This is a genomic window from Marinomonas posidonica, assembly GCF_043643765.1.
GTDB lineage: Bacteria > Pseudomonadota > Gammaproteobacteria > Pseudomonadales > Marinomonadaceae > Marinomonas > Marinomonas posidonica_A.
This window is the reverse complement of the sequence record NZ_JBHZSP010000020.1, coordinates 1-12,819: the sequence shown is the minus strand read 5'-3', so window position 1 is coordinate 12,819 and position 12,819 is coordinate 1. Positions and strand designations below refer to the sequence as shown.

General features: G+C 46.8%; 13 protein-coding genes. 11 read left to right on the top strand and 2 right to left on the bottom strand.

All coding sequences use genetic code 11. From position 1 onward, the window contains the following. Window positions 1–22: 22 nt before the first annotated feature. A complete protein-coding gene (locus ACHUFM_RS17435; RefSeq protein ID WP_394183854.1) occupies window positions 23–1,003 on the bottom strand; it encodes a polyprenyl synthetase family protein in 981 nt (326 codons plus the stop codon). A gap of 282 nt (window positions 1,004–1,285) precedes the next feature. Between ACHUFM_RS17435 and rplU the strand changes: the two genes are divergently transcribed. From rplU to ACHUFM_RS17410, 5 genes are all read left to right on the top strand, one after another. Next, window positions 1,286–1,594 carry a 50S ribosomal protein L21 gene (gene rplU, locus ACHUFM_RS17430; protein WP_063334226.1) on the top strand — a complete coding sequence of 103 codons (309 nt, stop codon included), beginning with the start codon at window positions 1,286–1,288 and terminating at the stop codon, window positions 1,592–1,594. 36 nt (window positions 1,595–1,630) lie between these two features. Further along, complete coding sequence (rpmA, locus tag ACHUFM_RS17425) at window positions 1,631–1,888, top strand: 50S ribosomal protein L27 (protein WP_013797793.1); 258 nt, start codon at window positions 1,631–1,633, stop codon at window positions 1,886–1,888. A gap of 106 nt (window positions 1,889–1,994) precedes the next feature. Then, entirely contained in the window at window positions 1,995–3,185 is a 1,191-nt protein-coding gene (gene cgtA, locus ACHUFM_RS17420) for an Obg family GTPase CgtA (protein ID WP_394183853.1), read from the top strand. Window positions 3,186–3,211: 26 nt separating this feature from the next. After that, complete coding sequence (gene proB / locus ACHUFM_RS17415) at window positions 3,212–4,333, top strand: glutamate 5-kinase (protein WP_394183871.1); 1,122 nt, start codon at window positions 3,212–3,214, stop codon at window positions 4,331–4,333. Between the two features lie 12 nt (window positions 4,334–4,345). Then, window positions 4,346–4,708, top strand: coding sequence for a diacylglycerol kinase (locus ACHUFM_RS17410; RefSeq protein ID WP_113875571.1), 363 nt, complete (start codon window positions 4,346–4,348; stop codon window positions 4,706–4,708). Between the two features lie 62 nt (window positions 4,709–4,770). On the opposite strand, the gene rpsT is transcribed toward ACHUFM_RS17410, so the two are convergent. Continuing rightward, a complete protein-coding gene (rpsT, locus tag ACHUFM_RS17405; protein WP_013797789.1) occupies window positions 4,771–5,034 on the bottom strand; it encodes a 30S ribosomal protein S20 in 264 nt (87 codons plus the stop codon). Window positions 5,035–5,272: 238 nt separating this feature from the next. Here rpsT and murJ point away from each other — a divergent pair, with 238 nt between their 5' ends. The 6 genes from murJ (at window position 5,273) to ispH (ending at window position 12,635) form a co-directional block, all read left to right on the top strand. Further along, entirely contained in the window at window positions 5,273–6,841 is a 1,569-nt protein-coding gene (gene murJ, locus ACHUFM_RS17400; RefSeq protein WP_394183852.1) for a murein biosynthesis integral membrane protein MurJ, read from the top strand. Between the two features lie 123 nt (window positions 6,842–6,964). Next, complete coding sequence (gene ribF / locus ACHUFM_RS17395; RefSeq protein WP_394183851.1) at window positions 6,965–7,894, top strand: bifunctional riboflavin kinase/FAD synthetase; 930 nt, start codon at window positions 6,965–6,967, stop codon at window positions 7,892–7,894. Window positions 7,895–7,926: 32 nt separating this feature from the next. After that, window positions 7,927–10,749 carry an isoleucine--tRNA ligase gene (gene ileS, locus ACHUFM_RS17390; protein ID WP_394183850.1) on the top strand — a complete coding sequence of 941 codons (2,823 nt, stop codon included), beginning with the start codon at window positions 7,927–7,929 and terminating at the stop codon, window positions 10,747–10,749. Next, window positions 10,742–11,260: a signal peptidase II gene (lspA, locus tag ACHUFM_RS17385; protein WP_394183849.1), complete on the top strand. Its 519-nt coding sequence runs from the start codon at window positions 10,742–10,744 to the stop codon at window positions 11,258–11,260. The genes ileS and lspA overlap by 8 nt, the downstream gene beginning before the upstream one ends. After that, window positions 11,257–11,688, top strand: a complete 432-nt coding sequence (fkpB, locus tag ACHUFM_RS17380) for an FKBP-type peptidyl-prolyl cis-trans isomerase (protein WP_394183848.1) — start codon at window positions 11,257–11,259, stop codon at window positions 11,686–11,688. The genes lspA and fkpB overlap by 4 nt, the downstream gene beginning before the upstream one ends. Continuing rightward, on the top strand, window positions 11,685–12,635 hold the full coding sequence (ispH, locus tag ACHUFM_RS17375; protein ID WP_394183847.1) for a 4-hydroxy-3-methylbut-2-enyl diphosphate reductase: 951 nt from the start codon (window positions 11,685–11,687) through the stop codon (window positions 12,633–12,635). The genes fkpB and ispH overlap by 4 nt, the downstream gene beginning before the upstream one ends. Window positions 12,636–12,819: the final 184 nt, after the last annotated feature.

The following is a 12,819-nucleotide window of genomic DNA, read 5'->3' as shown; positions in this document are numbered from 1 at the left end:
ACTGAATCTGATATATTAAGAGCTAATTGCGGCGTTTAACTGAGGCGTGAGCGAGGGCGATTAGAGCGTCTTTGTACTCAGACTCTGCCAAGGGTTGAATGGCTTCGATGGCCAAGTCCGCTTGTTGTTGAGCTTGCTGTTGCGTGTAATCTATCGCACCGCAATAGCGAACGTCATTGATGATGTCTTCCAGTTGATCTAGACCGCCCGTTAAAATCGCTTGTCTAACGCGTTCTTTCGCATCGTCTGTACCGTGTTTCATGGTGTAGATAAGCGGCAGAGTGGGTTTTCCTTCGGAAAGGTCGTCTCCGACGCTTTTGCCCATTTCTTCAGCCGTGCTGGTGTAATCCATGATATCGTCGATTAATTGGAAGGCGGTTCCCACGTACATGCCATACAACCGCAAGGCTTCTTGTTGTTCTGCGTTGGCTCCCGCTACCACTGCGCCGCATAGCGCCGCGCCTTCAAACAGTTTGGCGGTTTTGTATTGAATCACTTTTAGGTAGCTGGCTTCGCTTGTGTCTGGATCGCCACAATTGATGAGTTGCTGAACTTCACCTTCGGCAATGATGTTAGTGGTTTTGGCTAAAATCTCCATGCAGGGCATGTTGCCAACATCGACCATAATCTGAAAGGCGCGCGAGTAAAGGAAGTCGCCAACCAATACGCTAGGTGCATTGCCCCATTCCTCATTGGCGGTTTTTTTACCACGTCGCATATCGGATTCATCGACCACGTCGTCGTGTAACAAGGTCGATGTATGAATGAATTCAATGATGGTCGCCATTTTAATGGCATTTTTCAGTTTGTCGTCGGCTAGCTCTGAGCAGCTTTTTGCTGCTAATAAAACCAATAAAGGTCGTAAGCGTTTGCCGCCGTTGCTGATAATGTAGTAGCCGATTTGCTCGATGAGAGGGATGTCACTACTAAGTTGTGAGACGATATAATCGTTCACTTGACCAAATTCATTGGCCACAACATCGTGTATTTGTATAGGTTGCATGCAATTTCCGAAGCTATAAAAGTCCCAAGCTGATCAGCAAGTGTGCCTCATGCTAGGTAAGGCTTGTGTCAGGGTCAACCCAAAATACGAAAAATATATAAAGACTCTGCTTTTTCCTTGTATTAATTGAGTTGATTTTGTACAATCCTGCGTCCGATTTGCCCACATTTTGCTCCCTATCATATGGTTGTTGGTTTTCGTGTTTATTTCGCGGAGATGGATGCCACTAGAAGTAGGTCAAATACAAATTCAGTAGCCGGGTAGATCTTATTGGAGAAGAACATGTTTGCAGTAATTAAAACTGGCGGTAAGCAATACCGTGTACAAGAAGGCCAAACCCTTAAAGTTGAAAAGCTTGCGGTTGAAGAAGGCGGTGTTGTTGAATTCAACGACGTTCTTCTTGTGAGTAACGGCGACGACGTAAAAGTTGGCGCTCCAGTTGTAGAAGGCGCTAAAGTAACTGCGGAAGTAGTTTCTCACGGTCGCGGAGACAAAGTGAAAATTTTGAAATTCCGTCGTCGTAAGCACTCTATGAAGCGCATGGGTCATCGTCAGTGGTTCACGGAAGTGAAAGTAACTGGTATTAACTAAGCGTTAGCGTTAATTAACTTATTTAAGGAGTAAGTCATGGCTCACAAAAAGGCGGGTGGTAGTACTCGTAACGGTCGCGATTCCGAGTCGAAACGATTAGGTGTCAAGCGCTTTGGTGGTCAGGTTGTGATTCCAGGTAACATTCTAGTTCGTCAACGTGGTACTCAGTTCCACGCTGGTGAAGGTGTTAAAATTGGTAAAGATCACACTTTGTTTGCTGTTGCAGAAGGCCAAGTGAAATTTGAAGTAAAAGGTAAGTTTAAGCGTCGTACAGTTTCTGTCGTAGCGGCTTAATCATTTGCTAAAAATTAAAAAAAGCTCCGCAGCGCGGGGCTTTTTTTTTGTAAGAATTCTATAATCAGGTTTGTTGACCTAGATAACCCACCGAAGAGGTGTTTCTGTGAAATTTGTTGATGAAGCCAGTATCTACGTAAGAGCAGGTAAAGGCGGTAATGGTTGTTTGAGTTTCTGGCGCGAGAAGTTTGTCGCAAAAGGTGGCCCAGACGGCGGTGATGGCGGTAATGGTGGTAGTGTGGTGTTGGTGGCGGATGAGTCATTGAATACGCTGATCGATTTTCGCTATACGAAAAAGTACATCGCTGAAGGTGGTGAAAACGGCCAAGGTCGTGATATGACCGGGGCGAAAGGCCCTGACCTTGAGATCAAAGTGCCGGTAGGAACGACTGTCATCGATGAAGATACAGGTGAGACGCTGGGTGATTTGGTGAAAGTCGGTCAAACGCTCAAGGTGGCTCAAGGTGGTCATCGTGGTTTGGGTAATACGCGTTTCAAATCCAGTACTAACCGTGCACCGCGTCAAACCACTAAAGGTACGGTCGGTGAAGAGCGTACGCTGAAGTTGGAAATGAAGGTGTTGGCGGATGTGGGTTTGTTAGGTTTGCCTAATGCCGGTAAGTCGACGTTTATTCGTTCCGTGTCCTCTGCGAAGCCAAAAGTGGCGGATTATCCTTTTACTACCTTGGTACCAAACCTTGGTGTGGTAAAAGTGAAAAAACATCAGAGTTTCGTGATTGCCGACATTCCGGGAATCATCGAAGGGGCATCTGAAGGGGCGGGTCTGGGTATTCGATTCCTTAAGCATTTGGTGCGTAACCGTATTCTTTTGCACATTGTCGATTTAGCGCCTTGGGATGAAGTGACGCCAGCAGAGGCAGCACAAATTGCCGTCAATGAATTGGAGCAGTTTAGTCCAGCCCTGGCTCAACGTGATCGTTGGTTGGTGTTAAACAAGACAGACATGGTGCCAGAAGACGAGTTAGAAGAACGTTGCCAGAGTGTGATTGATGCGCTGGGCTGGGAAGGTCGTACGTATCGTGTCTCAGCGATTTCTGGTGAAGGTACTGAGGTGTTGTGTCTGGACTTGATGACGGTCTTGGATGAGCAGCGTACCTTGTTAGCAGAAAGCGAAGAAGCTCGAGAGAAAGAAGAGGCGATGCGTCGTCTAATTGATGAAGAGGGTCGTAATCGCATCCTATCGTTGCGTGAAAAACGTCGTAAAGCGGGTCAAGCATTGGATGATGATGACTTTGACGATGATGATTACGATGTAGAAGTTGAATACGTTGGTTAATCGGGATTGTGAGTATAAGTAGTATCATGGAATTACGAGAGAAAATTGCACAGGCGCAGCGCATCGTTGTCAAAATAGGCAGTGCGTTACTAACGAATGATGGTCAGGGATTAGACGTGGCTCGCATTGGTTTGTGGGTAGCACAAATTGCCGAGTTAAAGGCTCAGGGTAAGGAAGTGGTTCTGGTGTCGTCAGGTTCCATTGCGGCTGGCATGAAGCGGTTGGGTTTCGTGACTCGACCGACTCAAGTGAATGAGTTGCAGGCGGCCGCAGCGGTTGGCCAAATGGAATTGGTGGGTGTGTATGAGTCTCATTTTGAGAATCATGGCCTGTGCACGGCGCAAATCTTGTTGACTCATGATGATCTGTCGAACCGTCGACGCTACTTAAACGCACGATCCTCGTTGAGAACTTTGCTTGGTTTAGGTGTTGTACCCATTGTTAATGAAAATGACACTGTTGTAACCGATGAGATTCGCTTTGGTGATAATGACACCTTAGGGGCTTTGGTGGCGAATTTGGTCGAAGCGGACGCCCTAATCATTTTGACCGACCAGCAGGGGTTGTTTGATAAGAATCCTCGCGATCATCAAGATGCAACATTAATTTCTTATATTTCAGCTTCTGACGATCGACTGGAGTCGATGGCAAGTGGTGGCGCGGGTGTATTGGGCAGTGGTGGTATGCTGACTAAGGTGCGTGCGGCTCGCTTGGCGGCGCGCTCCGGTGCCGATACTTTGATTGCTTCAGGCCGTGAAGAAGATGTGATTTTGCGTCTTGCAAAAGGTGAAGTGCTGGGGACCTGGTTGTTGCCCGAGAGTAGTCCCATTGCGGCTCGTAAGCAATGGTTGGCGGGTCATCTTAAGAGTCGTGGGGCATTGACGTTGGATCAGGGGGCGGTCAATGCGTTGCGTAAAGCGGGAAGTCTGCTGTCAGTTGGTGTGAAGGACGCGGAAGGGACGTTTTCTCGTGGCGATATGGTGATTTGTGTGGACGAATCTGGCACTTTAATTGCTCGTGGTTTGGTGAATTACAGTGTGGCCGAAACCCTAAAGTTGCTGGGTAAGCCATCTAGTAAAATTGGTGAAATATTGGGTTATGAAGGTGAACCTGAGTTAATTCATCGAGATGATCTAGTGATTATTTAACGGGGTAGGTGTATGGCTAAGCCGGGAAAGGTAGGATTAAATCGCGTGATAAGTGCTGCTAAGTATTCTTATCAGGGGTTGCGTGCTCAATGGCAGCATGAAGCGGCTTTTCGTCAAGAGGCGTGTCTGTTTCTTATTTCTTTGCCCTTTGCTTTATGGCTAGGAGACAGTGGTTTAGAGCGTGCTGTATTAATTTTTTCGGTTGGTGTGGTATTGATCGTTGAAACGTTGAATTCGAGTGTCGAGGCGATTGTGGATCGCATTAGTCATGAGCATCATGAATTGTCTGGGCGTGCAAAAGATCTGGGATCAGCGGCCGTTATGTTGGCGCTTATCTTGGCGGCAGTGGTTTGGCTGGTTATTTTGTTTGGCTAGCAAATTTAAGAAAGGCAAAAACAGATATGAAAAAACCGGCATAGCCGGTTTTTTCATAGGGATTAGGCCAGTGCTTTGATTTTAGCACTCAAGCGACTCTTATGACGAGCTGCTTTGTTTTTGTGATATAGGCCTTTGTTAGCCGCTTTGTCTAGCTTTGAGGTCGCTAGAACGTAAGCTGCTTGTGCTTCAGCTTGATTGCCTGCTTCGATAGCTGCGTCTACTTTTTTCAAGTAAGTGCGAACCATAGAGCGAAGGCTACCATTGTGAGCGCGACGTTTGATTGCCTGGCGCGCACGTTTTTTTGAACCGGCGGAATTTGCCACGGTCTGGCTCCTTTAAGTTTTCTAAATGAAAAACGACACAGCAAAAAGTGCTGTGTCGTGAAATTAATGTCAAAGTTTTAAACTTTAAAATCTCGCGGCGGATTTTACCAGTTTTTCACATTGTCACAACCCTATTCTGCAATTATTCGTGAAAACAACCGATATATTTGGCTGCGTTAACGCCCTTACAGGTGTTATTCTTGTAGGAATTTATCATTGGGATGTATCGTAAGCCAAAATGTCAGAACTTGATTCTCGTGTCAGTAAAAAGCGTAACTCTTTGTCTTTATTGCGTTCTGGGGTGCTGGTTTCGGTTTGTACCTTTCTTTCTCGTATTCTCGGGCTGGTGAGAGATGCGGCTTTGGCCTTTGTTTTAGGGGCCAGTGGCAGTGCCGATGCTTTTTATGTTGCTTTTAAAATTCCTAACTTTTTTCGTCGTTTATTTGCAGAAGGCGCGTTTGCGCAGGCCTTTGTTCCGGTATTAAGTGAATATCGAGTAAAAGAAACGCATGAAGACGTGCGCGCCTTGGTGGCGGCGGTAACAGGGTCGTTGACGCTGGTGCTGCTGTGTGTGACGGCCTTGTTTATGGTGTGCGCACCTTGGGTGGTTTACGTTTTTGCGCCTGGTTTTGTTGATGATGCCAGTCAGGCTCAATTGGCGTCTGAGTTGCTGGTGATCACGTTTCCTTATTTATTGTTTATTTCTCTGACGGCCTTAGCGGGCGGCATTTTGAATGCGCATGGTGAGTATGCAGTGCCGGCCATTACGCCTATTTTTCTGAACATTTCGTTGATTGTCGCGACCTTGATGTTTGCGCGTACGGCCGCTCAGGCTGAAGTGGCGGTGGCGTGGGGTGTGTTTTTTGCTGGTTTGATTCAGTTATTGTTCCAAGTGCCTTTCCTCGCGCGATTGAAATTATTGCCAATGCCTAGAATGGGGTTTGGTCATCCAGGAGTGAAGCGGATTCTCATTTTGATTGGACCCGCGTTGTTTGGTGTGTCGGTTGGGCAGATTAATTTGCTATTGGATACGGTACTGGCGTCGTTTTTAGAAACGGGCAGTATTACCTGGTTGTATTTGTCTGATCGTTTGTATGAATTACCCCTTGGGATTTTTGCCATTGCCATCAGTACGGTGATTTTGCCGTCTTTGTCGCGCAGTTTTTCAGGCGGTGAGGCGTCTCGTTTTTCTGACACTATGGATTGGGCGTTGCGTCTATTGCTGTTAATCGCAGTGCCGTCTTCATTGGCTTTGTTTATGTTGGCTGAGCCTTTGATTGCGACCATTTTTTATCGAGGTGAGCTGACAGCGAGTGATGTTCAGAAGGCGGCGCAAAGTTTACAGGCCTATTCATTGGGGTTGGTATTTATGATGCTGATTAAGGTGTTGGCGCCTGGCTATTATGCACGTCAGGATACGAAAACGCCGGTTAAGGTAGGCATCATCGCCATGGTGTCGAACATGGTGTTCAATTTGATTTTGGTATGGCCGCTTGGGCATGTTGGGTTGGCCTTGGCGACCAGTTTATCAGCCGCATTGAATGCTTTCTTGCTTTGGTATGGTCTGTATAAGGCGAAGCATCATGTGTTTACGATACGGTGGCGAGTGTTGTTGCGGATTTTGATTTGCGCAACGTTGGCTTTGGCGGCCTGTTTGTATGTGTTCCAAAATATGGGGTGGCAGTGGACGCAAATGTCGGACATTCAGCGTATTGCTAAGACGTTGTTGATCGTTTGTTCTGGTGTGGCTGTGTATGGTTTGGTGGCGATTATGGCGGGTTTGCGACCATCTATAATGAAACATTGAGTTTTTATTAACGGTGCTTTTGCACAGCTTGTGCAAGTTCTGGCCTACCTTCAATCCATGAACTGCTATATAATCGCGAATATTTTTTTGACGCTAATCTTTAATTGTTCTGTACGGGGTTCTATGGAGTTAATACGCGGTATTCATAATATCCGTCCAAGGCATAAGGCCTGCGTGCTGACGATCGGCAATTTCGATGGTGTTCACTTAGGCCATGGTGCGATTTTGGCAAGAGCAAAAGCACTGGCAAAACAATATGATGCGCCAGCGGCGATTATGATTTTTGAGCCGCAGCCACGAGAGTTTTTTGCGCCCGAGTCCGCGCCAGGACGAATTGGCCGCTTGCGTGATAAGGTGAAGTGGCTAGAAGGTCAAGGCATCGATTATGTCTTGTGTATGCCGTTCAACCCCAAACTGCAGCAGCTTGATGCGCAGGCGTTTTGTCAGCAAATCTTACTTGATGGATTGTCTGTTAAGCATTTGGTGGTCGGGGACGATTTTCGCTTTGGCTGTGATCGTCAAGGGGATTTTGAATACTTGAGCGGCTTTGGTGTACAACATGGCTTTGAGGTGGAAAATACACCGTCTGTGTTGAATGCGTCGGGCGAGCGCGTGAGTAGCTCAATGGTTCGTTTAGCGTTGGAGCAAGGTGATATTCATGCCGCCGAAGCGAATATGGGCCACGCTGTAACACTAAGTGGTCGAGTGATTCACGGTCAGCAGCTTGGGCGTAAGTTAGGTTTTCCTACGGCAAATGTACATTTGAAAGGGGTTAAACCAGCCTTGTCAGGTGTGTATGCGGTTCGTCTTGCGGTCAATGATAAAGAATACGATGGCGTTGCCAATATTGGTGTGCGTCCAACAGTACAAGGTAAAACACCTATTTTAGAGGTGCACTTGCTGGACTTTGACGGTGATCTTTATGATCAATATGTCAAGGTGACGTTCTGTCTGTTTGTTCGTGCAGAGCGTAAAATGTCTGGCTTGGAAGAGCTTGAAAAACAAATTCAATGTGACAAAGAAGAGGCAATTCGCTTCTTCAGCAATCAGTGAACTGATGATCTTTGAGGATAAATCGATAAACCATGAGTGATTATAAACCGACACTGAATTTGCCAAACACGGATTTCCCAATGCGTGGTGATTTGGCAAAACGTGAACCTGCAATGCTGAAGCGTTGGCAGGATATGGATCTTTACCAGAAAGTACGCGAAGTAAGTAAAGGTCGTAAGCCATTTATTCTTCATGATGGCCCTCCATATGCGAATGGCAGCATTCATATTGGTCACGCGGTTAACAAAATCCTCAAAGACATTATTGTTAAATCGAAAACCGTGAGCGGATATGACGCGCCTTATATTCCTGGTTGGGACTGTCACGGTCTGCCAATTGAGCACAAAGTTGAGCAAATGATTGGCAAAGCGGGCGACAAAGTGTCGTTCAAAGAATTTCGCGCTAAATGCCGTGAATACGCTTACACGCAAATTGAAGAACAGAAAAAAGATTTTATTCGTCTAGGGGTGATGGGGGATTGGGAAAAGCCTTATCTGACCATGAACTTCGAGACAGAGGCCAACATTGTTCGTGCTTTGGGTAAAATCGCCGAGAACGGCCACTTAGTAAAAGGCTTTAAGCCAGTTTACTGGAGTGTGGTGGGTGGCTCTGCTTTGGCTGAGGCGGAAGTGGAATACCAAGATAAAACGTCTTTGTCTTTGGATGTGCGTTACGCACCGCAAGACGAAGCGGCCTTTTTAGCGAAATTCTCCGATGTAGCGGGAGAAGGTCCTGTGTCTGTTGTCATCTGGACAACGACGCCTTGGACCTTGCCTGCCAGTCAGGCCGTATCGATTCACCCAGAGTTCAATTACGCTTTGGTCGAAGTAGATATGGGTCAAGGTAAAGAGCGCTTGGTCATGGCGGAAGACATGGTGCCGAGCATCATGCAGCGTTACGGTCAAGAAAGTTTCCGTATTGTCGGTCGTGCGCAAGGTCAGTCGTTGGCAAACAGCATGTTGAATCACCCTTTCTTTGAGCGTGATATTCCGCTTATCTTAGGCGAGCACGTGACGACGGAAGCGGGTACGGGTTGTGTGCACACTGCACCAGATCATGGTGTGGATGACTTTAATGTGGGTCGCGCTAACGGTCTAGGTACGATTAACCTAGTGCAAGATAACGGTGTGTATTCTGATGCGGCTGGTGAGTTTTCTGGCATGCACGTGTACAAGGTTGACGGTGCGATCTTAGAGGCTTTGAGCGCCAATCAAGCGTTAGTCTTTGAATCTAAAATTTTCCACAGTTACCCACATTGTTGGCGTACTAAGACGCCTTTGATTTTCCGTGCCACGCCACAATGGTTTGTCAGCATGGATGAAAAAGGCTTGTTGGATTCTGCCAAAGAAGCGGTGAAAGGTGTTAAGTGGACACCAAGCTGGGGACAAAATCGCATGGAAGGGATGTTGAATAACAGTCCTGACTGGTGTGTGTCTCGTCAGCGTACTTGGGGTGTGCCAATCGCTCTATTTATCGACAAAGAAACGCAAGAGTTGCACCCTGAAACGCCGCGTCTAATCGAAGAAGTGGCGTTGCGGATTGAGAAAGAAGGCATTGATGCGTGGTTCGAACTAGATGCCGCTGAATTGCTTGGTGCTGATGCTGAGAAATACAGCAAAGTGACAGACACTTTAGATGTGTGGTTCGATTCCGGTGTGACGCACTACTCAGTTATCGATCAGCGTGACGAGTTGAGCTTCCCTGCAGATTTGTATCTTGAAGGATCGGATCAGCACCGTGGTTGGTTCCAGTCGTCTTTGAAAACGTCTATCGCGATTCGTGGCGTGCCGCCTTATAAGGGTGTATTGACTCACGGCTTTACCGTCGACGGCGACGGTCGCAAGATGTCTAAGTCTTTGGGTAACGTGGTTTCACCACAGAAAGTGATGAGTACGTTGGGTGCCGATATTATCCGTTTGTGGGTGGCGGCAACCGATTACACGGGTGAAATGACGGTATCGGATGAAATCCTCAAGCGAGTCGCGGATTCTTACCGTCGTATTCGTAACACCGCGCGTTTCATGTTGGCGAATTTGAATGGTTTTGATCCAGCAAAAGACATGGTTGAGAGCGAAAAAATGATCGCTCTTGATCGTTGGATCGTAGATCGTGCGGCGCAGTTGCAAAAAGAGATCGACGAAGCTTACAACGAGTACCAGTTCCATACGGTGAATCAGAAAATCCAAAACTTCTGTTCAGTGGACTTGGGTGGCTTCTATTTAGACGTCATTAAAGACCGTCAGTATACGACTCAGCCAGACAGTTTGGCGCGTCGTTCTGCACAAACGGCTTTGTATCACATTGTGGAAGCTTTCACTCGCTGGATTGCGCCAGTATTGAGCTTCACCGCCGACGAGATCTGGCAGTCACTGCCTGGCGAGCACGGCGAGTCTGTGCTCTTGGAAACTTGGTATGAAGGTCTAGCTGAGTTGTCTGGTGAGGAAGAGCTTGGCCGTGATTTCTGGAAGCAAGTGTTGGAAGCAAAAGTCGCGACCAACAAAGTACTGGAAGCGGCTCGAAATGAAGGTAAGATCAAAGCCAGCTTAAGTGCGGATATCACCTTGTATTGTGATGACACTTTGCAGAATGTGTTAGATCGCTTAGGTGAAGAGTTGCGTTTTGTTCTGATTGCGTCTGACGTGAAAGTCTTGTCATTGGCGCAAGCGCCTGCTGATGCTGTTGACTCTGAATTGCCTGGCTTGAAAGTATCTGTTGTGACCAGTTCCAACGAAAAATGTGTTCGCTGTTGGCACCACAGAGAAGAAGTAGGTCAACGTGAGACGCATCCTGAATTATGTGATCGTTGTATCAGTAACTTGCCTGATGGAGAAGGCGAAGAGCGCCTTTATGCTTAATCAGATGAAACTGACTTATATCTGGCAACAACTCCAGCGCTGGTGGGCGCTGGCGTTGGTTGTTTTTGCGTTGGATTGGATAACTAAGCAGCTAGTTGAAGCGAACTTGCACTATGGGCAAGAGATCGCAGTGTTGCCAGTGTTTGATCTTACCTTGCGTTACAACACTGGTGCCGCCTTTAGTTTCTTGGCGCAAGCGGGTGGTTGGCAGCGTTGGTTGTTTTCAATCATCGCCATTGCTGTGGTGATCGGTATAAGTTGGCGTTTGGTTAACATTGCGAAAACTCATTTTCTTGAAGCCTTGTCTTTAAGTCTGATCTTGGGTGGCGCAATCGGTAATTTATATGATCGTCTGGTGTATGGTCATGTGGTGGATTTTTTGCAATTCCATTGGCTGCAGTCTTGGTATTTTCCGGCTTTCAATATAGCCGACAGTGCGATTACGATTGGGGTGATTTTGATGTTGCTAGAAAGCGTCATTGGCCCGGATAAAAAAGGTGATGAAAAATGACTTCAATTACGGCGCAGAGCCAAATTACCCTTCACTTTGAATTGGCCTTGGAAGATGGGCAGGTAGTGGACTCTAACTTTGAGCAAGCGCCAGCCAGTTTTCGCTTTGGTGATGGTAGCTTGTTACCCGCATTTGAAGAGTCTTTACTTGGTTTGAAAGCGGGTGATGAGTCGAGTTTTATCATGACCCCTGAGAAAGCTTTTGGTGTCCATAACGAGAGCAATTTGCAACGTATTCCGCGTTCTCAGTTTGAAATGGATCTCGAAGAAGGGATGGTCGTATCCTTTGCTGACATGAGCAAAAACGAACTGCCGGGCGTGATCGCAGAAATTGATGAAAAGGATGTGCTGGTGGATTTTAACCATCCATTGGCCGGTCGAACATTGACCTTTAAGGTACAGATCATTGAGGTCGAGGAGTCTGCATGAGTTTTGCCATCCAGCTAGCGAATCCACGTGGCTTTTGTGCGGGTGTAGATCGTGCTATCGATATTGTTAATCGTTGCTTGGATTTGTTCGAAGCGCCAATCTATGTGCGTCATGAGGTGGTTCATAACAAATTTGTGGTGGAATCATTAAAAGCACGTGGCGCTGTGTTTGTTGATGAGCTTGACCAAGTGCCTGATGATAATATCGTGATCTTTAGTGCTCATGGGGTTTCCAAAGCGGTAAGGGATGAAGCGACTAACCGTGGCTTAAAAGTTTTTGATGCAACCTGTCCTTTGGTGACCAAGGTACACCTAGAGGTCTTGCGATATTCTCGTGATGGTATGGAATGTATCTTAATCGGTCACGATGGTCATCCAGAAGTAGAAGGCACCATGGGTCAGTATGATGATTCAAAAGGTGGCGCTATTTATCTGGTAGAAAATCCTGCCGATGTCGCCAGTTTACGTGTGCAGAATGCGGATCAATTGGCTTTTGTGACGCAGACAACCTTGTCCATGGATGATACTTCGGTGGTGATTGATGCGCTGCGTGAGCATTTTCCACTGATTCGTGGACCTAAAAAAGATGATATTTGTTACGCCACTCAGAACCGTCAGGATGCGGTGAAAACCCTCGCACAAGAATCGCAACTTGTCTTAGTGGTTGGGTCGGTAAACAGTTCCAACTCAAACCGTCTAAAAGAACTGGCGGAAAGAATGGGGGCGACGGCTCATCTAATAGATAATGCCAGCGAAATTCAACATGATTGGTTGGATGGGGTGACGAGTGTTGGTGTTACCGCTGGCGCATCAGCGCCAGAAGTACTGGTGAATGAGGTAATCGATCGCCTAATCGCAGAGGGTGGCTCGGCGCCAGAAGAGCTTCAAGGAAGAGAAGAAAACGTCTCATTTTCTATGCCTAAAGAACTCAGAATAGTAGAAGTCTGATCGACTCTTTTTACTGAAAAGAAGTTTTTCTAAAATTTATGAAAAAACTACTTGCGTAAAAATAATCAGACGGTATTATACGCCCCCACTGACAGCGAATAAGCAGTCAACGCTCTTTAAAATAGATAATCAGATAATTTGTGTGGGCGCTCGCTGGGGCTTCAAAAAAGAAATTGAAGTCTTA